Origin of the sequence: Agromyces sp. H66, assembly GCF_004959775.1 — a bacterium.
GTDB lineage: Bacteria > Actinomycetota > Actinomycetes > Actinomycetales > Microbacteriaceae > Agromyces.
The window spans coordinates 157,468-181,404 of record NZ_SJZG01000006.1 but is presented as its reverse complement, the minus strand read 5'-3'; the positions used below and the strand labels follow the sequence as shown (position 1 = coordinate 181,404).

Genomic DNA, 23,937 nt, shown 5'->3' with positions numbered 1-23,937 from the left:
GGGTGAGCATTCCCGCGACCGTCATCCACTCCGCACGCGTCGTCAGCGGCCGCGACACCGTCACCGATGCGTGGGTGCGCTTCGAGGGCGACGTCGTCGCCGCCCGCGGCATCGGCGACACGTGGCGCGACGGCCTCGCACCGGGCGACGAGACGACGGATGCCGCGGGCCGCCACCTCGTGCCGGGATTCATCGACGTGCACTGCCACGGCGGAGGGGGCGCCGCAGCCGAGGAGGGCGCGGAGGCCATCGCGCGCATCCTCGCGGTGCACAACGCGCACGGCACCACGCGTTCGGTGCTCTCGCTCGTGACGGCGCCCGTGGGGGCGCTCGAGGGTCGGCTCGCGGCGATCGACCGGGTCGCGGCATCCGACCCGCGCCTACTCGGCGCGCACCTGGAGGGGCCGTTCCTCGACCACGAGTTCCGCGGCGCGCACGACCCCGCGCAACTGCGCGACGCCGACGCGGCATCCGTCGAGCGGCTGCTCGAGGCGGCGAACGGATGCCTCCGCCAGATCACCATCGCGCCCGAGCACCCCGGGGCGCTCGACGCGATCACCCGGTTCACCGACGCGGGCGTCGCCGTCGCCGTCGGCCACACGGGCGCCGACTTCGACACGGCACTGGCCGCGTTCGACGCGGGTGCATCGATCCTCACGCACGCGTTCAACGGCATGCGCGGCATCCACCACCGAGCACCTGGGCCGGTCATCGCGGCGATGCACGCCGACCACGTCACGCTCGAGATCATCAACGACGGGGTGCACGTGCACCCCGACGTCGTGAAGCTCGCGTTCTCGGGTGCGCCCGGACGCGTCGCGCTCATCACCGACGCGATGGCGGCGGCGGGCGCCGCCGACGGCGAGTACCTCCTCGGCTCGCTCGAGGTCATCGTCGCCGACGGCGTCGCGCGACTCCTCGAGGGCGGTGCGATCGCGGGCTCCACGCTCACGCTGGACGAGGCGCTGCGCCGGGCCGTCGTCGACAGCGGGATCCCGCTCGCGGAGGCCGTGGGCGCACTCACCGAGACGCCCGCTGCGGCGATCGGGCGCGCGTCGGACCTCGGGCGACTCGAGGTCGGCTACGCCGCCGATGCCGTGCTCCTCGGCGACGACCTCGCCGTCGAGGCGGTGTGGGGCGCGGGCACGCGGCTCGCCTGAGGGGGCCGGATGGAGCGGATCAGCGACAAGCTCCTGAGCTGGGCCTCGGTGCTCGACCCGGCGGCCCGCGACCAGGCGCTGGCGACGGCATCGCTCGAGATCGTGCACCCGTATGTCGCCCTCATGCCCGACGCCCATCCGGGCCTCGGTGCGACCGTCGGGTCCGTCATCCCGACCGTCGGCGCCGTGATCCCGGCGGCGGTCGGGCTCGACATCGGGTGCGGCATGATCGCGGTGCGCACCCGGCTCCGAGCCGAGGACCTGCCCGATGACCGGGCCCGTCTGCGCGAGGCGATCGAGGCCGCCGTCCCGCTCTCGGCGGGGCACTACAACGATGCGCTCACCGCCTCGGCCGAAGCGCGCGTGCACGAACTCGAGGCCATGGCCGCGGACTCGGATTTCGACCCCGCCGATCCGACGCGCAACTGGCGACTCCAGCTCGGTTCGCTCGGCAGCGGCAACCACTTCATCGAGGTGAGCCTCGACGAGCGCGACCGGGTCTGGCTGTTCCTGCACACGGGGTCGCGCGGCGTGGGCAAGAACATCGCGGACCGGCACATCCGGATCGCGAAGGATGCGGCGGCCGCGAGGCGGCTCCGCCTCCCCGACCGCGACCTCGCGTGGCTCGAGGAGGGCAGCGGCGCGTTCGATGCCTACCTCGCGCAGATGCGCTGGGCGCAGCACTTCGCACTGCTCAACCGCGAGGAGATCATGGATCGCGTGGTGGCGCAGGTCGAGCGCTGGGCGGGGACGAGCGTCGACGAGCGCGAGCGCATCAACTGCCATCACAATTTCACGAGGCGGGAGCGGCACTTCGGCGAGGACGTGTGGCTCACGAGGAAGGGCGCGATCGACGCCGCCACCGGCGTGCCGGGCCTCATCCCCGGATCGATGGGCGCCCGCTCGTACGTCGTGGTCGGCAAGGGGAACGCGCTCGCCCTGAACTCCGCGCCGCACGGTGCCGGGCGCGTGTACTCGCGCTCCGCCGCCCGCCGCACGTTCACGGTCGCCCAACTGCGCGAGGCGATGTCCGGCATCGAGTACCGTGACACGGCAGCGTTCCTCGACGAGATCCCCCAGGCGTACAAGCCCATCGACCGGGTCATGGCGGACTCGGCGGATCTCGTCGAGATCCGCCACACGCTGCGGCAGATCGTCAACGTGAAGGGCGACTGACCGCAGCCGAACCCGTCGTCCGTGCGGGGTCCGGAGGGCGTGTTCCCCTTCGCCCCCGGACCTCCGCCCGGTCGACGCCCGCCTCGACCCCCGACGCGCGCGTCCCGCCGGCTGAGCCGGCTCCGCCCCGCTCGGCGTGCGTGCGAGGCGGCGGTTCTCGTGCCTCTGTGGGAGGCCTTCACCTGTAGAGACACCGGCCGGGCGGATCCATGACGCACGTTTCGCGGAAATCTGCTGGAATGTCGGAAGCACCCCCGATGCCGTGCGTCATGATGGCCGCGATTCCGCGTCTCCTTCATGTAGCCCGTACCCGAACCCGGAGGCGACGTGCCACCCCTGCGCACCGATGTGTCCGACGGCGCGCTCATCGAGCGCACCCGTCGAGGCGACCGCGCCGCCTACGCCGAGCTCTGGCGGCGGCACGCGGCATCCGCCCGCACCGTGGCACGCTCGTACAGCTCGCTCGATGCCGACGACCTGGTCGCCGAGTCGTTCACGAAGATCTACGACGCGATCCTGGGCGGCGGCGGGCCGACGAGCGCGTTCCGGCCCTACCTGTTCACGACGCTGCGGAACACCGCCGCGAGCTGGGGGCGTGGTCGGCGCGAGACGACCCTCGAGACGCTCGAGTCGCTCGAGGACCCCGCGTCGAGCGAAGCCGCGACGCTCGACGCCCTCGACCGGTCGACGACCGCCCAGGCGTTCCGCTCGCTGCCGACCAGGTGGCAGGAGGTGCTCTGGTACTCGGAGGTCGAGGGCATGGGGCCGCAGCAGATCGCCCCGCTCGTCGGCATGAGCGCGAACGCCACGGCCGCGCTCGCGTACCGCGCGCGCGAGGGCCTGCGCCAGGCGTGGATTCGCGTGCACCTGCGCACCGCCGAGGGCGAGCCCGCGTGCCGGTGGACGATCGACCGTCTGGGCGGCTACACGCGCGGCAAGCTGCGTGCGCGCGACACCGCCAAGGTCGAGGCGCACCTCGACGACTGCGCGCGATGCACGATCGTCGCGGCCGAGGCACGCGAGGTCGGATCGCGTCTCGCGCTCGTGCTCCTGCCGCTCACGGCGGGAGTCGGCGGCGCGACGGCGTACTCGGCGTGGCTGTCGCAGGGCGCGCCCGCGGTCGACGTCGCCATTGGCGCGGGCGTTCCGGCCGTCCTCGTGGGAGCGCCCGGAGTCGGGAGCTGGGGCGGCACGTCGGCGGCCGGCGGGTCGGCGGGCGGCGCGTCGGGGGCCGGCGGGTCGGCGGGCGGCGCGTCGGCGGCCGGCGGCTCAGGGGCGGGCGGGTCGATCGGCGCGAGCGGGATCGCGGTCGGCGCGGGCGTCGGCACCCTGGTGATCGCCGCCGCCGCGGTGGCGGTGCTCATCGCCGTGCCGAACCTCACCGCCGCGAACGAGGCCCCTCCTGCGGCGATCGCCGGACCGGCGATCGACACGCAGGCCGCGCCGCCGCAGGCACCCCCGCCGTCGGTCGTGCCGCCACCACCCGACGCCCCCGTCGAGGCGGAGGCGCAGGCGCCCGACACGCCGCCGCCGTCCGTGTCATCGCCACCCGCGTCCGACGCACCGCCGACCGCCGCGCCCGTCCCGGCTCCCTCCCCCGGCCCCGAGCCGGATCCCGACCCCGAGCCTGTGGACGACGTCCTGCCTGCCCCGTCGTTCTCGGCCGACACCGCAGGCGGACTCGTCGACCCGCTGCTCACCGGCACGGCGGCGGCCGGCGCGAACGTCGTCGTCACCGCCGACGACGGGCGCTCGTGGGCGACCACCGCCGATGCGACGGGCGCCTGGAGCCTCGTCGCCGACGACCTGCCCGCCGGTACCACGCTGTTGACGGCGGCGCAGGCGGATGCCACGGGCGAGGTCTCGTCCGCGAGCGAACCGATCGCCATCGACCTCTCCGCCCCGGGGCTCGCGGTGCGCCGCAGCGGGCACCTCGTGTGGCATGCGACGTTCGCGGGCGTGCCGGGCGCGAGCGTCGAGATGCTCCTCGGCGACTCGTCGCTCATCATCGTCGAACTCGACGATTCGGGGTCGGCGAAGACCATCGCGCTCGCCGGCGGCGACGAACTCGCCGACGCGACGGTGCGCTACACCGCAGGCGGACGCACCGGGCCCGCGGCCGCCGCCGTGGTCGAGCCCCGCTGACGCGAGGCGCCGAACGCCTCGCGGGCGAGTCCGACCGCCACGAGGGCGAGCAGGGCCGCGTACGCGAACGGCAGCGCGGTGACGCCCAACCGGTCGAAGAGCACCGCGCCGAGGAGCGCGCCGCCGCCGATCCCGACGTTGAATGCGGTCGTGTAGAGCGCGCTCGCGGCATCCCGGTGCCCCGGGGGCGCCGCCTGCAGCAGGCGCGTCTGCAGGAGCGGCGGGATCGCCCCGAACGCGATGCCCCACACCGCGAACGCGACGATCGACGGCCACGTCCCGGGCGCGAGTCCGAGCACCACCAGCGACACCGAGATGAGCGCCATCGCGCCCACCAGGGCCCGAACCGGGTGCACGGCGAGACGGGAGCCGGCGAGCGCCAGCCCCGCCGCACCCGCCACGCCGTAGACGACGAGCAGGGGTCCGACCGCGCCGACATCGAGGCCGACGACCTCGGTGATGAGCGGCGCGACGTAGGTGAACACGGCGTACTGGCCGAGCATCGTCACCGCGGTCACGGCGCTGACCAGCAGCACGGGGCCGAGCGCCACGTCGCCCCGGCGGAAGCGCGCCGCCGTCTCGGCCTGCGCCCCGCGCACGGGCGGCAGGAATCGCCAGACGAGGGCGCCGCCGACGAGCGTGAGCGCGCCGACGATCGCGAACACCGGACGCCAGCCGATCAGCTGGCCGAGCACGGCCGCCGCGGGCACCCCGGCCACGAGGGCGAGCGTGCCGCCGCCGAGCGTGACCGAGATCGCGCGCCCGATCTGCTGCTCGGGCACGAGCCGTGCCGCATACGCGGCGACGAGCGCCCAGAACAGGCCGTGCGCGATGCCGCCGACGACGCGGATCGCCACGAGCATCCAGTACTCGGGCACGAGTGCCGAGGCGAGCGTCGTGAGGCCGAGCACCGCGAGCACGGCGACCAGGAGGCCGTGACGAGGCATCCGGCTCGTGAGGGCCGTGAGCGGCGTCGAGGTGACCACGACCGCGAACGCGAACACCGACATGAGCAGGCCGACGAACGGCTCGGCCACGCCGAGTCCGACGCTCATCTCGGGCAGGAGCCCGGTGGGCAGCATCTCGATGGTGATGGACAGGAAGACCCCGGCGGCCAGCATGATGAGGCCGGGCCAGGGCAGACGGGGTGCGCGCACGCGCACGGATTCGGTGACGGACATTGAGGATGTCTCTCCGACGGCGTTCCCCGCGGCGGGTGCGTTCACCGCGCGGGTCGACTACGCGCTCGTGTGCGCGCCCAGGGCCGTGCGTCGTCCGCCGACCACGGACCAGTCTACCCGACGCACTACTCTGGGCGGATGACCACGGATGCCCCGCCCGCTCATCTGTTCCACTGGGTCGTGACGCTCAGCTGCATCGACGGTCCCGGCATCGTGCACGCCGTGAGCGGCGCCATCGTGGCCGCCCGCGGCAACATCACCGAGAGCCAGCAGTTCGCGAGCCACGACACGGGCCGGTTCTTCATGCGCATCCAGGTCGAGTCGCCCGCCGGCCGCGCCGAGTTCGAGGCGGCGCTCGCCCCGGTCGCACGGCAATGGGACATGACCTGGCACCTCGACGAGGTGGGCCGACCGCTGCGCACCCTCGTGCTCGCCTCCACCGCGGGGCACTGCGTGAACGACCTGCTGTTCCGCCGGCACGCCGGACAGTTGCCGATCGAGATCCCGTTGGTGCTCTCGAACCACGGCACGCTGCGCGACCTCGTCGACTTCTACGGGGTGCCGTTCGAATCGCTCGCGGTGACGGATGCCGCGTCGAAGTCGGCGTTCGAACGGCGCGTGCTCGAGGCGGTCGAGGAGTTCGACATCGAGCTCGTGGTGCTCGCCCGGTACATGCAGATCCTCACGCCCGAGTTGTGCGACGCGCTCGCCGGTCGCTGCATCAACATCCACCACTCGTTCCTGCCGGGCTTCAAGGGTGCGAACCCGTACCGGCAGGCGCACGCACGCGGGGTGAAGCTCATCGGCGCGACCGCGCACTTCGTGACGAGCGACCTCGACGAAGGTCCGATCATCGAGCAGAACGTGGTGCGGGTGGACCACTCGCGCTCGGTCGCCGAACTCGTCGCGATCGGGCAGGACGAGGAGAGCCGAACGCTCTCGCAGGCCGTGAAGTGGTTCGCGGAGCGGCGCGTGCTCCTCGACGGCGCCCGCACGATCATCTTCCGCTGAGGGGCGGCTAGGCTGGGAAGCCGTGAGCAGCACCCAGCGGAACGAAGCCGCGCCGAACGAATCCATGCCGAAGATCGGGCCGAACGACGTCCTCCGGTTCCTCCTCGAGCTGTTCGCCTTCGTGAGTCTCGGCATCTGGGGATTCGCGGCCTTCCCCCTGCCGTGGCCGGGTGTGCTCGTCGGCATCGGCGCGCCGGCCCTGGCGATTCTCCTCTGGGGCCTGTTCGTCTCGCCGAAGGCCGTGTTCCGCATCGACGTGTTCGGCAAGGCGCTCGTGGAGATCGCCGTGTTCTCGGCCGCCGCCATCGGCTGGTGGATGCTCGGACAGCCGGTCGTGGCGGTCGTGTTCGCGGTGGTCGCCGCGGTGAGCGGCATCATCAACGGCCGCAAGCAGCTCGCAGGCTGATCGGCCACCGTCCGAAGCGACCCGACACCCCGCGCCGCCGCCCGGCCGAGCATCTCGTGCACGTTCCTGCGGATATACGATCCGGCGCGCCGGCGGAGCGCTCGCGCGCGCGGCGCGCCGGATCGTATATCCGCCGAGATGGACGGTATGGATGCCGCGGGCGCGACGCAGCGCGCCGACGCCCGACCGGATCGGCCGGACGCCGGCGCGCGGCATCCACTCAGACGGCGACGGGCACGTCGGAACGGATGTCGTCGGCGTGCGCCGCCACCGCGTCGGGCTCGGCGCCGCCCGCGGTGCGGAAGTGGCCGATGAACGCGAGCAGGATGCCGCCGGCGGCCCACGTCGCGAGCACGAGCCACGGGAACGTCGCGTCGGCGCCCGGGAAGTACGACAGGTCGCGCAGCAACGTGGCTGCCGCGCCCGGGGGGAACCACTGGCCGACGGCACCCCACGGCTCGGGCAGGAACTCGACGGGCACCGCCGCCGCGGAGATCGGGTTCGCGACCAGCACGAAGGTGACGGCGCTGATCGCGATGCCCGGTCGGCCCAAGAGGGCTGCGAGGCCCGCGATCGTGGCGGCGATCGCCGCGATCGCGAGCGCGATGGCGCCGGCGTTCAGCCAGTAGTCGCCCTGCAGCGCGCCGTACCAGCCCTGGAGGATGCCGGCCAGCACGAGTCCGGCGACCGAGGAGTAGACGAGGACCGCCACGACCCGGCGCACCGCGCCGATCACGAGGAACGTGAGCGCGATGCCGCCGCTGACACCGCCGAGGATGAGCGGGAAGATCGCGGCCACGAGCCCCGTGCCGCGCGGATCGGAGTCGGCGAGCGGCACGACGTCGGTGACCTCGACGGTGATCTGCGGGATCTCGGGAGCCGCGCCGGGCGAGCCGGCCCCGGGCCCCGTCTGGCCGACGGGCGGTGCCTGGCCCGAAGCGAGCGCCTGGATCGTGGCCGAGGCCTGCTCGAGCGCCGCCTGCACCTGCGCGCCGACCTGCGCATCGATCTGGTCTTGGAGCTGCGCGGCGAGACCCGTGAGCAGCTGGGCCACGGCGGGGCTCGCTGCGGTGGCGACGAGCACCTCGGGGGCATCGGTGGGCGCATCGCCGAGGATGACGGCACCGTACGCCTCGCGACCCTCGATCGCGGCGACCGCCGCATCGCGGTCGTCCACCCGCTCGAGGGAGACGGCACCCTCCGCGCGCTCATCGACGGCGGTCTCGACCTGCTCGACGGCGGCGTCGGCACCGCTGATCGCGACGTGGAGTCCCTTCGGCTCGGAGGTGACCGCGGGCCATGAGAAGGCGAGCACGATGACGGCGACCACCGCCGCCATCAGGATCGCGGCGCCGAGCACGCGCCCGTACGGCGTGTGCGGCGGACGGGCGGTGGCGCGGCCGGATGCGGTGGCGAGGCCGGCGGAGTTGGTCATGATGACTCCCTGGTGGGGTGATTCACAAGAAAAACGAATATTCGTTCTTTATACTCGCGCGGCGACCTATGCTTGTCAAGAACGTCCGTTCTGTTTGGAGGACCGATGCCGAAGGTGACCGAGGCGTACCGTGAGGCACGGCGCGACGAGATCATCGGCGCCGCGCTGCGCTGCTTCTCGACACGGGGGTTCCAGCGCACCTCGATGGCCGACATCATCGCGGAATCCGGCCTGTCGGCCGGCGCGATCTACGGCCACTTCGCCGGCAAGAAGGAGCTCTTCGCAGCCGTCGCCGCTCGAATCCTCGCCTCCCGCCGCAGCGAACTGGAGGCCCGCCGGCAGCAGGGTCCCCCGCTGTCACCCGGGCAGGTGATGGCGACGCTCATCGACGGCATGCGCCGGGAGCCGTTCAGCGGCATGCTCATCCAGGTGTGGGCCGAGGCGGCGATCGACCCCGACATGCGCGAGCCGGTCCACGAGGTCCTGGACATCGTGCGGGCGACGGTGCGCACGGCCTTCGCCGAGTGGGCCGCCGCAGAGCCCGGGCGCGCCGACGGCGACCCCGAGGAGTGGGCCGCCCGGCTCACGCCCGTGGCCCTCGGCCTCATGCCGGGTTTCATGGTGCAGCGCGCCATCGCACCCGACTTCGACGAGGACGCCTACCTCGCCATGCTCCCCGAGGCGCTCCCCCACTGACCCGGTCCGCCCGGCGAGCGGTGCGGGCTCAGATGCCCTGCCAGTTCGGCTTGTTCGCCCACGCGTGCCGGTAGTACGCGAGGTTCTCCAGCTCCGACGCCGCGGCCTCGTCGATGACGACCGTCGTGTGCGGGTGCAACTGGATCGCCGAACCGGGCTGGCTCGCCGTCACCGGCCCCTCGACCGCCGCGGCCACCGCGTGCGCCTTCGCCTCGCCGAACGCGAGCAGCACGAGATGTCGCGCCCGCAGGATCGTGCCGATCCCCTGCGTGATGCAGTGCATCGGCACGTCCTCCGGCGCGTCGAAGAAGCGCGCGTTGTCGGCGCGGGTGGGCTCGGTGAGCGTCTTCACGCGGGTCAGGGACGCGAGCGAGGAGCCCGGCTCGTTGAAGCCGATATGCCCCGTGCGCCCGATGCCGAGGATCTGCAGGTCGACGCCGCCGGCCGCGACGAGGGCCGCTTCGTAATCGGCGCCCGCGTGCTCGATCGATGCGGGGTCGCCGTTCGGCACCCGCACGAGCTCGGGCGTGAGGCCGAGCGGCTCGACCACCTCGCGCGTGATCACGGCGCGATAGCTCTCGGGGTGACCGGCCGGCAGCCCCACGTACTCGTCGAGCGCGAACCCGCGCACACCGCGCACGTCGATCGACTCCTCGGCGATCCGGCTCGCGAGCGACCGGTAGGTCGCGAGCGGCGTCGAGCCGGTCGCGAGCCCGAGGACGGCATCGGGCTTGGAGCGGATGAGGGCGACGATCGCGTCGGCGACGAGCCGGCCGGCGGCCTCCTCATGCTCGACGATCACGACTTCGGCCATGGCGATTCTCCTACGAGGGCGGCACCGACGGCGGCCGCCGGGAATCCGGGAGGGATGACCCGCACCCGCGACGGGAGGTCGAGCGAGGCGAGGAAGGCCGATTCGTCGGCCCACCGATTCAGGATACGGCGCGTGCCGTCGCCGAGCCGGTCGCCGAGCGCGGAGAGCCCGCCGCCGATGACCACCTCGTCGACGTCGGTCGCGAGCACGAGGAGGCGCACGGCGGCGGCGACGCCCGCGAGGAAGCGATCGCGCGCGTCCGTCGCCCGCCCGTCGCCCGCCGCGGCAGCCGCGAACAGCGCTCGCGCGGGCTCCGGGTCGGTCGTCGGCCACATCCGTGCGACCGCCGAACCCGAGGCGACCGTCTCGAGGCATCCGCGCTGGCCGCACGTACAGGTGACGCCCGACGGGTCGACGGGGACGTGCCCGATCTCGCCCGCCGCACCGTGACCGCCTCGCAGCAGCCGACCGCCGATCACGATGCCCGCGGCGAGGCCGGTGCCGAGGTTCAGGTACGCCATGGAGTGCGCGCCGACGCCGTCGGCCATGCCGAGCAGGTGGTGCGCACCGAGTGCGGCGGCCTTCACGTCGTTCTCCACGCGCACCTCGACACCGAGTCGATCCGCGAGCCGCGGTCCGAGGTCGAGCCCCTCGAGGCCGAGGTTCACGGCGTGCGTCACCCGGCCGGTCGCGGCATCCACCGTGCCGGGGATGCCGATGCCGATCGAGGAGATCGCGGATGCCTCGACGCCCTCGATCATGGTCATCCGCTCGACCGTGCGCAGCGCGGTCTCGACCACCGCCTCCGCGCCGAAACCCGTCGGCATGCGCACCTCGCCGCTCAGCGCGCCGTCGTCCCCGATCGCGACGGCGGCCGTCTTGGTGCCGCCGATGTCGATGCCGAGCCTCATGTCGTCTCCGCCGCGGCGAGCGCCGTCGACCGGTCGACGAACGCGATCAGGGCCTCGCCCACGAGTCGGGATGCGCCGAAGGTGGCGACGTCCGCGAGGGCGCGCTCGTCGGAGGGCCAGCCCATGTCGACCGTCACGACGTCGTCGCGCGCCGCGCGCAGTGCCGCCACCGCGGCGACGGCGAACGGATGCCGGTGCAGGTCCTTGCCGACGACGAGCACGGCGCCGTCCAGTGACGCGGGATCGGGAGGCGGCGCCTCGGCGGAGACGGTGACCAGCCGCGCGGCGTCGAGCCAGGTGGCGACCCCGGCCGCCGCGGACGCGGCGAACGGCCCCCACGGGGCGGACCCGACCGCGATGTTCGCCACGGTGTCGACGCGGACGACGGTACCGATCCGTGGCGCCGCTGCGAGGCGGCGGCGCGCGGCATCCGTCACCTCGAACGCCGCGGCGACGCGGTCGAGGTCGACCGCGTCGTGCCGTGGCTCCACGACGGCGGGCGAGGTCGGCACGGCGGGCGCTGTCGCAGCGAGCGCGCGCACCCGGCCCGCGGCCTCGCGCACGCGCCCGACGGCGAGCCGGCCGGCCGCGATCGCACCCTCGACGGCCGTGACGATGCCGTCGAGCTCATCGTCGGTGGTGTCGCTGCCGAGGCACAGCAGGTCGCAGCCGGCGATGAGGGCGCGCACGGCCGCCTCCGGGATGCCGTGCACGCCGCTCGCCCCGTGCATGTCGAGGGCGTCGGTCACGACGACGCCGCCGAAGCCGAGCTCGTCGCGGAGCAGGTCCTGCACGAGGCGCGGCGAGAGGGTGGCGGGCTGCTCCGCGTCGAGCCGGGGCAGCAGGATGTGGCTCGTCATGATCGTGCGCGTGCCCGCGGCGACGGCCGCGCGGAACGGCACGAGCTCGCGCGCCCGCAGCGTCTCCGGCGGCACGTCGACCACCGGCAGCGCCAGGTGCGAGTCGGTGGCGGTGTCGCCGTGGCCCGGGAAGTGCTTCGCGCTCGCGGCGACGCCGGTGCCCTGGAGCCCGCGCACCCACGCCGCGGCATGGCGTGCGGCGAGCTCGGGATCGGCGCCGAAGCTGCGCACGCCGATCACGGGATTGTCGGGATTCGAGTTCACGTCGACGTCGGGTGCGAAGGCGAGGGTGCAGCCCGTCGCCGCGAGCGCCGCGCCCACGGCCCGTGCGACGCGTTCGGTGAGGGCGACTTCGTCGATGCGGCCGAGCAGCGCGTTGCCCGGGTAGGGCGCGGCGACGGCGTGGAAGAGGCGCGTGACGTCGCCGCCCTCCTCGTCGATCGCGACGACGGCCCGCGGGTTCGCCGCCCGCAGCGACGCGTTCAGCGTGCGCAGCTGCTCGGCGTCCGCGATGTTGCGCCCGAACACGCAGACCCCGCCGAGGCCGTCGGCGAGCCGGCGCAGGAGCCACTCGGGCGCCTCGGTGCCCGCGAATCCCGGGAGCAGGGTCGTGAGGATGTCCCGGTGCAGGTCGGCACCCGCACCGGTCGTGGCCGCGTCGCTCATCCCTTGACGGCCCCGCTCACGAGTCCGCTGGTCATCCGGCCCTGCACGACGAGGAAGAACACGATGACGGGAATGGCCATGAGCGTCGATCCCGCCATCAGCCCCGCCCAGTTCGTCGTGCCGTTGGCGACGAGGAAGGTGCGCAGCCACACCGGCAACGTCATCATCTCGGGCCGCGCATTGAGCACGAGCGCCATGATGAACTCGTTCCACGCCTGGATGAACCCGAACACGCCGGTCGCGACGAGGCCGGGGGCGAGCAGCGGGAACGTCACCCGCCAGAAGGCGCCGGCCCTGGAGCATCCGTCGATCATGGCGGCCTCCTCGAGCTCGACCGGCACGCCGTTCACGAAGCCGCGCAGGGTCCAGATCGTGAAGGGCAGCACGGTCGCCACGTACACGAGGGTGAGGCCCGCGATGGTGTTGAGCAGGTGCCAGCCGTCGATCACCCGGAAGACCGAGACGATCATCGCCTCGCCCGGGATCATCTGCACGACGAGGATCGTGATGATGAAGGCGCGGCGGCTCGCGAACCGGAACCGCGTCACGGCGACCGAGGCGAGGAACGCGAACACGAGCGCGATGACCACCGTGAGGACGGTCACGGTGAGCGAGTTGCCCGCCGCGGGGAGGAACGGGGTGCGGCCGGGATCGAACAGCACCGTCTCGTAGTTGCGCAGCGTGAGGTTGTCGGGCCAGAAGTGCAGGTCGGAGCCGCGGATCTCGTTGTTCGGCTGGAGCGACGTGTTCACCATCCAGTAGACGGGGAAGACGAAGAACGCGAAGAGCACGATCGAGACGGCGCTGTACGCGACGGTCGCGAGCCGGGTGCGGGTCACAGTTCCTCCTCCTTGGCGAGATGGCGGATGTAGAAGATCGAGATCGACATGAGCAGGATCGCGGTGATGACGGCGATCGCGCCGCCGTGGCCGAAATCGCCGCCGGCGATGGAGGTCTGGTAGATGTACACGCCGAGGGTGCTGGTGAGGGCGCGGATGCCGCCGATGTCCTGCAGCGCGAAGATCTGCGTGAAGACCCGGAGATCCCAGATGATCTGCAGGATCGTCACGATGAGGAAGATCGGCTTGAGGTACGGGAACACGATGAGCCGGAAGCGCGCGACGCCGCCGGCGCCGTCGAGCTGTGCGGCCTCGAGCACCTCGTCGGGCACCTGGGTGAGTCCCGCGTAGAGCGTGAACGCGACGAACGGCACCGCGCCCCAGACGATGATGAGGCCCGCCACGAGGAAGAAGCTCAGCGGGTCGATCAGCCAGGAGTGCTGGAAGTACTCCGCGAGGCCGAACCAGTTCACGAGCACGTGATTGACGACGCCGTAGGCCGTGTCGAACATCCAGCCCCAGACGACCGTGGCGGTGAGCGCGGGCATCGCCCACGCGAGGAGCATGCCGATCGAGAGCAGCATCCGGAAGAACTTCGTCAGCCGCGTCATCATGAGTGCGACCAGGGTGCCGAACAGCATCGTCGTCACGACGCAGGCGGCGGCGAACGCGAGGCTCCGCACCAGCACCCCGTGGAAGACGGGGTCGGTGAGCACGTCGGCGTAGTTCTCGAACCACACCCAGGCGGGCGGTGCGCCGAACACCTGCGCACGCCCGAACTCCTGGAAGGAGGTGACGACGAGCTGCACGAGCGGCCAGCCGACGATGAGGGCGAGCACGATGAGCGCCGGCGTGAGGAGCGCATACGGCGTGAGCCCGCCCCGGCGGGCGCGACGGGCGCGAGGGTCGCGGGGGCGACCCGCCCGCGTCGGCCGGGGAGGCGCCGGGCGCCGGCCCTCGCCCGCGCTCGGCGCCAGGTCGGGGCCGGTGGTGTCGACCGTGGTCATGGGGGTGCTCCTGAGGATCGTGGATCGAGTGGGAGGGCGGGCGCGGGACTCGGCCCGCCCTCCGCGTCGGTCGGGCAGCTCGGCTAGCTGTTGAGGATCGCCTCGATCTCCTCATCGGCCGCCTCGGCCAGGGCCTGGACGTCGCCGCCCTGTGCGATCTCGACGAAGAGGTCCTGCAGGATGCCGGCGGCCTCGACGTCGGCCCACTTCGGCGACGCCGGGGTGAGCTTCGCGTTGCCCGCGGCGGCGGCGATGGCCTGCGCGACCTCGTCGGCGCCGAGGGTGTCGGCCAGCGAGAGCTTCGCCGGGACGAGTCCGTTCTCACCGTAGATCGTCTGGAACCCGTCGGAGAGGATGATCTTCAGCGCGTCCACCGCGAGCTCGGGGTGCGCCGACTTCGCCGACACGCCGACGTTCGAGCCGCCCGCGAAGACCTGGGCGGCACCGCCGTCGATGCCGGGCAGGGCGTATACGCCGAGGTTCTCCTCCTGGTCGGGGCATCCGGGCGCTTCGGCGTCGGCGGGCGCGAGGATCGACCACTTGACCCAGCTCGGCGCCGACAGCTGCAGCGTCGTGCCGTCGCAGAAGCCGACCTCGGGGCTCGTCTCATTGGCGTCCTTGGGTGCGCGCGACGCCGTCGTCATCACCTGCTGCACCTGCTCGAGTCCGGCGACCGAATCGGGGCTGGAGAGCTGAGCGTCCCACTGGTCGCCGTCGGGAACGGCGACCTCGCCGCCGTTCTCCCAGATGTACGGGAGCGCGTTATACCAGTCCTGGCCCGGCCACCAGATTCCCGACTTCCCGGGGTTCGCGGCCGCGAGCGCCTCGCCGTTCGCGATGTACTCGTCGAGCGTCGTGGGGACCGAGAGGCCGGCCGCCGCGAGCGCGTCCTTCTTGTAGAAGACCAGGCGGGAACCCGAGTAGAGCGGGGCCGCGTAGAACCTGCCGTCGTACGAGCCCGCCTCGACGAACCCGGGCAGGAGGTCGTCGCCGCCGAGCTCGTCGTAGTACTCGGTGAGATCGAGGAATGCGCCGGCCGAGGTGAACGCCGAGGCCTGCGTGTTGCCGACCTCCACGACATCGGGGCTGTCGGAGCCCGACAGGCTCGTCGTCAGCCGGTCGACGAGACCGTCCCAGGACTGCTCCTCGATGACGAGGGTCGAGCCGGGGTGCTCCTCCTCGAAGGTCTCCACCAGGTATTCGCGCGCGGCGTCGGGCGTATCGGTGCCGACCAGCCACACGCGGATCTCGGCGCCCTCCTCGGGGGCGGCCTCGCCGCCGGAGGCACAACCGGCGAGCGTGAGCGCAGCAGCGGCGCCGAGCGCCGCGATGCCGAGTTTCCTCATGTTTCGATTCCTTTCATGTGATGGGGAGGCAGCGGGGGCTCGCTGCACCCGTGGTGCGCGGGGGTCGACCTGGAGCGTGCGGGTGTCCTGCTTCCACGGAGGACACGGTCGACTTATTTGTAAGTAAAGCTTACGAACTAATGCACGACAAGGGCCGGGTGCCTGTTTCGGCCGCGCGTTACCAAGCTGTGACCAATGGGGTGACCGACACCGCGAAGGCCCGCATCCGGGCGGGCCTCTCCCCCGACGTCGAGAAGTCCCGGATGCAGGGTCGCACCCTGCATCCGCGACCGTTCGATTCAGGCGCGCCACCGCCGCTGCGCGCCAGCGCCGCTGCGCGCCACCGCCGCCGTTCTCCTCGCCGAATCGAGAAGTCCCGGATGCACGGTGGCACCGTGCATCCGGGTCCGTTCGATCTCGGGACGGCTGCGTCAGCGCGAGCCGGCGTCAGCGCGAGCCGGACTCAGCGCGCGGCGACGGAGGCCGTCGACGGCGAGGCCGCCGCCGCGGCGGCGTCACGCCGTCCGCCGATGGCGCGCAAGGCCGCGAGGATCGTGGCGAGGTCGACGACCTCCTGCAGGAGCGCACCGGCCGTCGCCGGGATGAGGCCGAACGCGGCGACGATCATGAGACCGACGCTCACGCCGATGCCGAGCCAGATGCTCTGCAGCGCGATGCGCACCGTGTCGCGTCCGATCTCGACGGCCTTGGCCGTCCGCGACACGTCGTCGACGAGGATCACCGCATCGGCCGACTCGCTGGCCGCCGTCGCACCGCGGGCGCCCATCGCGATCCCGACGTCGGCGGCGGCGAGCACTGGGGCGTCGTTGACGCCGTCCCCCACCATGATCACGGGACGCTCGGGCACCTCCGCCACCTCGCGCACCTTGTCGGCGGGCAGGCACTCGGCGCGCACCCGCTCGATGCCGAGCTCGGCGGCGATGTGATCCGCGGTCGCCTGCCCGTCGCCCGTGAGCATCATCGTGTGGGAGACGCCGAGCGCGTCCAGGCGGGCGAGGGTGTCCCGCGCGTTGTCGCGGAGCCGGTCCCGTGCCAGCAGCGCACCCGCGTACGCGCCGTCGACGGCGACGTACACGGCGAGTTCACCCGGCGCGATCTCGGTGCGCCGCGCGTCGGCTGCGTGTTCGAGCACGTACGCGTACTTGCCGACCACGACCTCGCGACCGCCGATGCGCGCGACGACGCCGTTGGTGGCGGCCTCGCGCGCGGTCTCGGCTTCGGTGAGGCGCAGCCCGCGGCCGGTCGCCGCCTCGATCATCGACGCGGCGAGCACGTGCGACGAGTACTGTTCGGCGGACGCCACGAGCGCCAGCAGTCCGTCGGCGTCGAAGCCCGGCTCGGGTCGGATCGCGACGAGCTCGGGCTCGCCGTGCGTGAGCGTGCCCGTCTTGTCGAACACGGCCGTCCGGGCCTTCGCCAACTGCTCGAGCACGCCCCCGCCCTTGACGATGATGCCGTTGCGGGCGGCACGGCTCATGCCGCCGATGAACGCGACGGGCGCGGCGATGAGCAGCGGACACGGCGTCGCGAGCACGAGCACCTCGGCGAAGCGCACCGGGTCGCCCGACAGCCACCAGGCGACGCCGGCCAGCAGCAGCGAGAACGCCGTGAACGGCACGGCGTACCGGTCGGCGAGCCGGACCACGGGCGCCTTGCTCGCGGCCGCCTCCGCGACGAGCGCCACGATCTGCTGGTACTGGCTGTCGGCCGCGGTCGCGGTCGCGGTCATCTCGACGGCGAGGTGTCCGTTGACCGAGCCGCTCAGCAGTTCGTCGCCGGCGTGCTTCTCGACTGGCATGCTCTCGCCGGTGATCGACGACTGGTCCATCGACGTCTCCACCGACCGCAGCGTTCCGTCGACCGGCACGATCTCGCTCGGTCGCACGAGCAGCACGTCGCCTGGTCGCACCTCGTCGATGGCCACGTCGACGAAGTGGTCGTCGACGATGCGGTGCGCATACTGCGGCGCACGCGCGAGGAGCGCGTCGAGCTCGCGCTTCGCCCGGCGGTTCGCGTAGTCCTCCAGCGCCTCGCCGCCCGTGAGCATGAGCACGACGATGAGGGCGGCGATGTACTCTCCCACGAGCACCGTCGCCACGATGGCGGTGACCGCCAGGACGTCGAGGCCCCAGTGACCACGGAGGATGTCGCGAACCATGCCGACGCCCTGCCAGGCGGCGACGGCGAGCGCGTAGGCGCCGAACAGCCACGGAACCGCTGCGCCCGCACCGGTGAGGGCGAGCACCATACCGGCCAGGCCCACCCCCAGCGTGAGCGTGACGACCCAGTACCGCCGGGCGACCCTCACCACACGTGTCATGCGTCCATCCTCCCCCGGATGCGACGTCGTCGTGACCGCCCTGCGGCCGCACGTCGGGAACGACGACGGGGCCGGATGCCGCGGCATCCGGCCCCGTCTCGACCGCGTGGTCGCGCCGGCGACTAGGCCAGGCGTGCCTTGAGGTTGTCGGCGAGCGTCTGCAGGAACTCCTCGGTCGTCTGGTACGGCTGGTCGGGACCGACGAGGAGCGCGAGGTCCTTCGTCATGGCGCCCGACTCGACCGTCTTCACGACGACGTCCTCGAGGGTGTGCGAGAAGTCGATGAGCTCCTGGTTGCCGTCGAGCTTGCCGCGGTGCGCGAGGCCGCGCGTCCAGGCGTAGATCGAGGCGATCGGGTTCGTCGAGGTGGGCTTGCCCTGCTGGTGCTGACGGTAGTGGCGCGTGACGGTGCCGTGCGCCGCCTCGGCCTCGACGACCTTGCCGTCGGGGGTGGCGAGCACGCTCGTCATGAGGCCGAGCGAGCCGAAGCCCTGGGCGATGGTGTCGGACTGCACGTCGCCGTCGTAGTTCTTGCACGCCCAGACGTAGCCGCCCTCCCACTTGAGCGAGGCGGCGACCATGTCGTCGATGAGGCGGTGCTCGTAGGTGAGGCCCGCGGCGTCGAACCTCTCCTTGAACTCGGTGTCGAAGATCTCCTGGAAGATGTCCTTGAACCGGCCGTCGTAGGCCTTGAGGATGGTGTTCTTCGTCGAGAGGTAGACGGGGTAGTTGCGGTCGAGCCCGTAGTTCAGCGAGGCGCGCGCGAAGTCGCGGATCGAGTCGTCGAGGTTGTACATGCCCATCGCGACGCCCGAGCCGGGTGCCTGGAACACCTCGAACGACTGCGGCTCCGAGCCGTCCTTCGGGGTGAAGGTCATGGTGAGCGTGCCCTCGCCCTCGAAGCGGAAGTCGGTGGCGCGGTACTGGTCGCCGAACGCGTGACGGCCGACGATGATCGGCTTGTTCCAGCCGGGCACGAGGCGCGGGATGTTGGAGATGATGATCGGCTCGCGGAAGATCACGCCGCCGAGGATGTTGCGGATGGTGCCGTTCGGCGAGCGCCACATCTTCTTGAGGCCGAACTCCTCGACGCGGGCCTCGTCGGGCGTGATGGTGGCGCACTTGACGCCGACGCCGTGCTTCTGGATGGCGTGCGCCGCGTCGATGGTGATCTGGTCGTCGGTCTCGTCGCGCTTCTGGATGGAGAGGTCGTAGTACTCGAGGTTCACGTCGAGGTACGGGTGGATGAGCTGGTCCTTGATGGCCTGCCAGATGATGCGCGTCATCTCGTCACCGTCGAGCTCGACGACCGTGCCTTCAACCTTGATCTTGGACAAGAGGATGTCTCCTTGGGTTTTCTCGAGGGGAGTTCAGAAGTCTTCGGGGGCGGTGCGACACGCCGCCGTCCAGCTTAGCGCTTCGAGCGAATATCTCGATATCGAGACAAATCGGCGTCAGCGTCGCCGTGCCAGGCTGAGTCCGGTGGCAACGAACACGACGATCCACGCGAGCACCGCCACCCAGAGGAACGCGGCGCCGATCGCTCCCACGATGGGCAGCCGATCGGCGGCACCGAGATGGATGCTCGCGACGGCGTACATGCCGAGCGGGAAGACCATGCTCCAGTACGCCGGGTCGTAGGTGAGGGGAACCCGTCGCGCGACGTGCCGCCACCAGCCGATGAGCAGCAGTGCGGGGATCAGCCAGCTCGCGAACGCCCAGAACAGCACGGATGCCCCGCCGATCAGGCCCTGGGTCACCGACGCCATCGGCGTCCCGGTCATGTCCACGATCAGGGCGCCGGCGAACACCGAGATCGAGGCGGCGCCCATGGCGATCCAGTACGGCGGCCCAAGCTGCTCGGGCTCGATGCCGAACATCAGGAACCGCATCACGACGGCCACGCCGATCACCCCGTAGAGCACCACGCCGATGCCCCAGAAGAGGATGGCGATGATGGAGAGCAGGTGCGCGAACTCGTCGATCCGCACCTCCAGCGTGGCCGCGAGCACCGCGCAGGACTGGCTCGCCACCGGCCAGACGAACCAGGTGCCGTTCACGCCCTCGAGGCTGCGACCGGCTCCGCCCTCGACGACCACCCACCACGGGATCGCATAGCCGAGCACGATCCAGCCGATGAGGCCGACCGCGAGGAAGGCGAGCGCCCACCACGGCCCGACGACATCCACCAGCCGAGTGCCGAGCACGCACGTCGCCGCGACGAACGTGTAGAAGAGGAAGCCGTTGCGCGCCGACATGAAATCCTCGCGCATGCGGTCCCGCCAGACCACGAGCCGCCACCCGGTGAGCACCACGAGCACGACGTAGGCGACCACGGCGATGGCGGTGAGCACTCCGGCGGGTGCGGCGAGCCCCACTGTCTCCAGGCCCGCCCCGACGATGCCGGTGGCCATGACGAGGGCGAAATACCCGGGCGGCAGCGTGCTCACCGCAGAGTCGAGGGCAGCCGTTCGCGCGGCGTTCACGGAGCCACCATAAACCCGGTTCGGCTACCGACGGCGGCTCGCCACGGGCTAGCCTTGGCAGCATGGCTGAGCTGAGACTCGAAGAACTGTCCGCCTCGAACATCGTCGCCGCGAACTCGCTCTCGCTGAAGCCCGGCCAGGAACAGTTCATCGCTCCCGTGACGTACGCCGCCGAGACCGCCGTGGTGGATCCCTCCACCGCGTGGCAGCGGGTCGCGCTCATGGGCGACCAGGTCGTCGGCTTCATCCACGGCAACTTCGACCCCGAGAACGAGCACGAGGAGTTCCGGGCCTGCATCTGGCGCATCAACGTCGACGCCGAGGTGCAGGGCAAGGGCGTCGGGCGCTTCCTGGCCACCGCCCTCGCCGAGGAGGCCAAGCGCCGCGGCGTCGACCGTATCACCGTGCTGTGGGAGCCCGGCGAGGAGGGACCCGAGGCGTTCTTCCACCGCATCGGCTTCGTCGACATCGGCGAGTCGCAGTACGGCGACGTGATCGGCGCGCTCGAGCTCTGACCAGGGGCGACGACGTGCCGGCCCGGTCCGCGGGACGCCCAGAGCCCGTCGAGGGGTTCGTCGCGGCGGTGCTCGCCGTGGTCGCCAACATCCCGGCCGGACGGGTGGCCACCTACGGCGACGTCGCCGCGCTCCTCGGGTCGCGCGGCGCGCGCGCCGTGGGGCAGGTCATGGCCAGGTACGGGTCGGATGTCCCGTGGTGGCGGGTCGTCCGCGCGGGCGGCAGGCCCCCGTCTGGTCACGCGGCGAGCGCCAGGCCGCACTACGAGGCCGAGGGCGTGCCGCTGCGTCCGTCCGACGACGCCGACGGCTACCGCATCGACCTCGCCGCGAGCCGCTGGCGCCCCTGACTCAGTCCTCGATGAGGGGTCCGCCCAGCGGGATGTGCACGGTCAGCGTGGTGCCCGCGCCCGGCGGGCTCTCCAACTCGATCGACCCGTCGACCGCGTCGACGCGGTCGGCGATGCCGAGCATGCCCGTTCCGCCGTCGAGGCTCGCACCGCCCCTGCCGTTGTCGCGGACGACGAGCTCGAGCCGGTCGCCCTCGACGACGTGCGCGCGCACCCAGGCGCGCGTCGCGCCCGAGTGCTTGGCGACGTTCGCGAGCGCCTCGGCGACCACGAAGTACGCGGTCGACTCGATCAGCTCGGGCAGCCGCCCCTCGGCCTGCACGTCGACGACGACGGGCACCGGGCAGCGCCCGGCGAGCTCGGGCACGGCGAGCGCGAGGCCGCCGGAGGAGAGCAGGCTCGGGTGGATGCCGTGCGCGAGCTCGCGGAGTTCCTTGAGCGCCCGGTTCAGCGTGACGATGGTGTCCTCGAGCTCGGAGGCGAGCCGATCCTCCCCCGCGTCCCGCGCCGAGTTCGCGGCGAGCCGCAGCCGCATGCCGAGCGACACGAGGTGCTGTTGCGCGCCGTCGTGCAGGTCGCGTTCGATGCGACGCCGGGCCTCGTCGCCCGCCTCGACGATGCGCTGGCGGGACTGGCGCACCTGCTCGAGCGTGCGCTCGATCTCCGAGCGCAGGCGCCCGTTGTCGACCGAGAGCCGGAGCGCGCTCGAGACCCCGTCGAGGAGTCGCATGTTGTCGGTGAGCACCCGGTCGTGGCGGATGAGGGCGATGGGCGTGCCGAGCGGGGAGGCGACCGGCAGGATGCTGTGACTGCCACGCGGATCGGCGTGCGCCTCGTCGATGGGCGTCCCCGCGGCATCCGCATACCGTCCGCGTTCCTCGTCCCACCAGTAGACGCGCACCGAGGCGTCGCGGAGCGTGCGCGCCAGCGACTCGGCCCAGAGGCCGCGGTCGGCGCCCTCGCGGGTGATGCGCATGAGGTCGGCGACGCGCGCTCGCATGTTCTGGGCGTGCGAGACGCCCGCGTCGAAGCTCACGGGAATGGAGGCCATGGCGATGAGCGACACGGTGTTCAGCACGGCGTTCGCCGTCGACGCGGCCGCGTAGCTCACGGCCTGGGCCGCGAGCGTGGTCGCCCAGGCGAAGAGCGCCAGTGGCATGAGGAACGCCACCGTGCGGGCGGGAACGCTCGCGCGGACCCAGCGCACGAGCAGGCGGCCCGCGATCGCGAGCGCCAGGGCGCCGCCCACGATGCGGTAGCCGATGTCGATGACCGCGAACAGGGCGGCGGCGTCCGCGATCCGGTAGGGGTTCGGGTCGACGCACTCGCAGGTGACGTCCTGCGGCGACGCCAGCAGGATCACCGCGAGGAGGTTCACGATCGACGCGACGACGGCGACGCCCGTGATCCACCGATCGAAGCGGTCGCTGAGGTACCCCTTCGGATAGACCATCACGAGGATCCCGGCGATCACCGCCCAGCCGAGGTCGACGCGCCGCACGATCGGCCACAGCCAGTCGACGCCGCCGATCACGTGGTAGATCGACTGCGGGATCCAGAGCACCACGAACGCCACCATGAGGCGCGCCGGCACGGGTGTCGGGCTGATCCGCCAGGCCACGCCCGCGCTGGCGGCGAAGACGAGCGGCACGATCGCGTGCAGGGTGGTGTACGACACCTCGGGGCGCTCGGACTCGGGCGTGGCCAGGAAGCCCGCGATCTCCATCCACAGGCTGAGCGCGACGACGGCGGTGATGACGGCGGTGCGTCTGGCGATCCGGCCTCTGCGGCCCGGCGCCATCACCGCTCGCCGAGGAGCGTGAGCACGGCGAGCACGCGCCGGTGGTGCTCGGGCGACTCCTCGAGGTCGAGCTTCTGCAGGATGCTGCGCACGTGGGTCTCGACGGTCTTCAGGCCGAGGAACAGGGACTGGGCGATGCCGCCGTTGGAGTAGCCCTGCGCCATCAGCTCGAGCACCGAACGCTCGCGCTCGGTCAGGCGGGACAACGGGTCGTCGGCACGCGTGCGCTTGACGAGCTGCTCGACGACCTCGGGATCGACGACCGAGCCGCCCGCCGCGAGCGTCTCGACGGCGCGCACCAGGGTCTGCGGCTCCGACACCCGCTCCTTCAGCAGGTAACCCGTGCCGCTGCCCGCGCCCATCACGCGGAGGGCGTACTCGGGTGTCGCATACATCGACAGGAGCAGCACGCCGATGGTCGATCCGCCGGCCCGGATGGACTCGAGCGCCGCGATGCCCTCGTCGCGATAGCTCGGCGGCATGCGGATGTCGAGGACGGCGGCGTCGACGCCGCCGGCACGCACGACCTCGAGGAGTTCGTCTCCGGTGCCGACCGAGGCGACGACCTCGATGCCGCCGCCCTCGAGCACCTTGGCGATGCCCTCGCGCAGCAGCAGCGCGTCATCGGCGATCGCGACGCGCAGTGGCCGGGCGTCGTTCATCGCACCTCCGTCCGCGGGCAGGGGTGACTTCGGGAGTGTCCACCCGCCTGTGCCGACTGTATCGCGTACGCACCCCGGCCGTGCGACCCAATTCTGGGGACAACCGTGCACACGGAACGCCCGGATCGT

Annotated in this window: 21 protein-coding genes; 8 read left to right on the top strand and 13 right to left on the bottom strand. The window is 72.1% G+C overall.

Annotation, left to right across the window (positions count from 1 at the left end; all coding sequences use genetic code 11):
• The first annotated feature begins 8 nt into the window (after nt 1-8).
• From nagA to EZM51_RS12370, 3 genes are all read left to right on the top strand, one after another.
• Nucleotides 9-1,160 (top strand): N-acetylglucosamine-6-phosphate deacetylase, encoded by a 1,152-nt coding sequence (gene nagA / locus EZM51_RS12380; protein ID WP_136708632.1) that lies wholly within the window; start codon nt 9-11, stop codon nt 1,158-1,160.
• 9 nt (nt 1,161-1,169) lie between these two features.
• On the top strand, nt 1,170-2,336 hold the full coding sequence (locus tag EZM51_RS12375; protein WP_136708562.1) for an RtcB family protein: 1,167 nt from the start codon (nt 1,170-1,172) through the stop codon (nt 2,334-2,336).
• A gap of 327 nt (nt 2,337-2,663) precedes the next feature.
• Nucleotides 2,664-4,481 carry a sigma-70 family RNA polymerase sigma factor gene (locus EZM51_RS12370; protein ID WP_136708561.1) on the top strand — a complete coding sequence of 606 codons (1,818 nt, stop codon included), beginning with the start codon at nt 2,664-2,666 and terminating at the stop codon, nt 4,479-4,481.
• Here the strand turns inward: EZM51_RS12370 and EZM51_RS12365 are convergent.
• A complete protein-coding gene (locus EZM51_RS12365; RefSeq protein ID WP_136708560.1) occupies nt 4,424-5,662 on the bottom strand; it encodes an MFS transporter in 1,239 nt (412 codons plus the stop codon). The two genes, EZM51_RS12370 and EZM51_RS12365, sit on opposite strands and share 58 nt — an antisense overlap.
• A gap of 138 nt (nt 5,663-5,800) precedes the next feature.
• Here EZM51_RS12365 and purU point away from each other — a divergent pair, with 138 nt between their 5' ends.
• Nucleotides 5,801-6,673 carry a formyltetrahydrofolate deformylase gene (gene purU, locus EZM51_RS12360; RefSeq protein ID WP_136708559.1) on the top strand — a complete coding sequence of 291 codons (873 nt, stop codon included), beginning with the start codon at nt 5,801-5,803 and terminating at the stop codon, nt 6,671-6,673.
• 22 nt (nt 6,674-6,695) lie between these two features.
• Entirely contained in the window at nt 6,696-7,079 is a 384-nt protein-coding gene (locus EZM51_RS12355; protein ID WP_248305628.1) for a YrdB family protein, read from the top strand.
• Nucleotides 7,080-7,299: 220 nt separating this feature from the next.
• On the opposite strand, the gene EZM51_RS12350 is transcribed toward EZM51_RS12355, so the two are convergent.
• Nucleotides 7,300-8,514, bottom strand: a complete 1,215-nt coding sequence (locus EZM51_RS12350) for a hypothetical protein (protein ID WP_136708558.1) — start codon at nt 8,512-8,514, stop codon at nt 7,300-7,302.
• A 105-nt stretch (nt 8,515-8,619) separates the two neighbouring features.
• Here EZM51_RS12350 and EZM51_RS12345 point away from each other — a divergent pair, with 105 nt between their 5' ends.
• Entirely contained in the window at nt 8,620-9,210 is a 591-nt protein-coding gene (locus EZM51_RS12345; RefSeq protein WP_136708557.1) for a TetR/AcrR family transcriptional regulator, read from the top strand.
• 28 nt (nt 9,211-9,238) lie between these two features.
• Here the strand turns inward: EZM51_RS12345 and nagB are convergent, their stop codons facing one another.
• The 9 genes from nagB to EZM51_RS12300 all read right to left on the bottom strand — a co-directional run bounded on the left by nagB (nt 9,239) and on the right by EZM51_RS12300 (nt 20,480).
• Nucleotides 9,239-10,024 (bottom strand): glucosamine-6-phosphate deaminase, encoded by a 786-nt coding sequence (gene nagB / locus EZM51_RS12340; protein WP_136708556.1) that lies wholly within the window; start codon nt 10,022-10,024, stop codon nt 9,239-9,241.
• The gene (locus tag EZM51_RS12335; protein ID WP_136708555.1) at nt 10,009-10,935 is read right to left on the bottom strand and encodes an ROK family protein; all 927 of its coding nucleotides are present in this window, start codon (nt 10,933-10,935) and stop codon (nt 10,009-10,011) included. The genes nagB and EZM51_RS12335 overlap by 16 nt, the downstream gene beginning before the upstream one ends.
• Complete coding sequence (locus tag EZM51_RS12330) at nt 10,932-12,461, bottom strand: glycoside hydrolase family 3 N-terminal domain-containing protein (RefSeq protein WP_136708554.1); 1,530 nt, start codon at nt 12,459-12,461, stop codon at nt 10,932-10,934. Before EZM51_RS12330 ends, EZM51_RS12335 begins: the two co-directional genes overlap by 4 nt.
• Complete coding sequence (locus EZM51_RS12325; protein ID WP_248305627.1) at nt 12,458-13,300, bottom strand: carbohydrate ABC transporter permease; 843 nt, start codon at nt 13,298-13,300, stop codon at nt 12,458-12,460. Before EZM51_RS12325 ends, EZM51_RS12330 begins: the two co-directional genes overlap by 4 nt.
• Nucleotides 13,297-14,307, bottom strand: a complete 1,011-nt coding sequence (locus tag EZM51_RS12320) for a sugar ABC transporter permease (RefSeq protein WP_136708553.1) — start codon at nt 14,305-14,307, stop codon at nt 13,297-13,299. The genes EZM51_RS12325 and EZM51_RS12320 overlap by 4 nt, the downstream gene beginning before the upstream one ends.
• A gap of 83 nt (nt 14,308-14,390) precedes the next feature.
• Nucleotides 14,391-15,653 (bottom strand): extracellular solute-binding protein, encoded by a 1,263-nt coding sequence (locus EZM51_RS12315; protein ID WP_136708552.1) that lies wholly within the window; start codon nt 15,651-15,653, stop codon nt 14,391-14,393.
• Between the two features lie 463 nt (nt 15,654-16,116).
• Nucleotides 16,117-17,994: a heavy metal translocating P-type ATPase gene (locus EZM51_RS12310; RefSeq protein WP_136708551.1), complete on the bottom strand. Its 1,878-nt coding sequence runs from the start codon at nt 17,992-17,994 to the stop codon at nt 16,117-16,119.
• Between the two features lie 122 nt (nt 17,995-18,116).
• Complete coding sequence (locus tag EZM51_RS12305) at nt 18,117-19,331, bottom strand: NADP-dependent isocitrate dehydrogenase (protein WP_136708550.1); 1,215 nt, start codon at nt 19,329-19,331, stop codon at nt 18,117-18,119.
• Nucleotides 19,332-19,448: 117 nt separating this feature from the next.
• The gene (locus tag EZM51_RS12300) at nt 19,449-20,480 is read right to left on the bottom strand and encodes a tellurite resistance/C4-dicarboxylate transporter family protein (RefSeq protein ID WP_248305626.1); all 1,032 of its coding nucleotides are present in this window, start codon (nt 20,478-20,480) and stop codon (nt 19,449-19,451) included.
• 62 nt (nt 20,481-20,542) lie between these two features.
• On the opposite strand from EZM51_RS12300, the gene EZM51_RS12295 reads away from it, so the two are divergent.
• Nucleotides 20,543-20,995 carry a GNAT family N-acetyltransferase gene (locus tag EZM51_RS12295; RefSeq protein ID WP_136708549.1) on the top strand — a complete coding sequence of 151 codons (453 nt, stop codon included), beginning with the start codon at nt 20,543-20,545 and terminating at the stop codon, nt 20,993-20,995.
• A gap of 14 nt (nt 20,996-21,009) precedes the next feature.
• The gene (locus EZM51_RS12290; protein WP_136708548.1) at nt 21,010-21,345 is read left to right on the top strand and encodes an MGMT family protein; all 336 of its coding nucleotides are present in this window, start codon (nt 21,010-21,012) and stop codon (nt 21,343-21,345) included.
• Nucleotide 21,346: 1 nt separating this feature from the next.
• Here the strand turns inward: EZM51_RS12290 and EZM51_RS12285 are convergent, their stop codons facing one another.
• Nucleotides 21,347-23,146, bottom strand: a complete 1,800-nt coding sequence (locus tag EZM51_RS12285; protein ID WP_136708547.1) for a histidine kinase — start codon at nt 23,144-23,146, stop codon at nt 21,347-21,349.
• The gene (locus tag EZM51_RS12280) at nt 23,146-23,808 is read right to left on the bottom strand and encodes a response regulator transcription factor (protein ID WP_136708546.1); all 663 of its coding nucleotides are present in this window, start codon (nt 23,806-23,808) and stop codon (nt 23,146-23,148) included. Before EZM51_RS12280 ends, EZM51_RS12285 begins: the two co-directional genes overlap by 1 nt.
• Nucleotides 23,809-23,937: the final 129 nt, after the last annotated feature.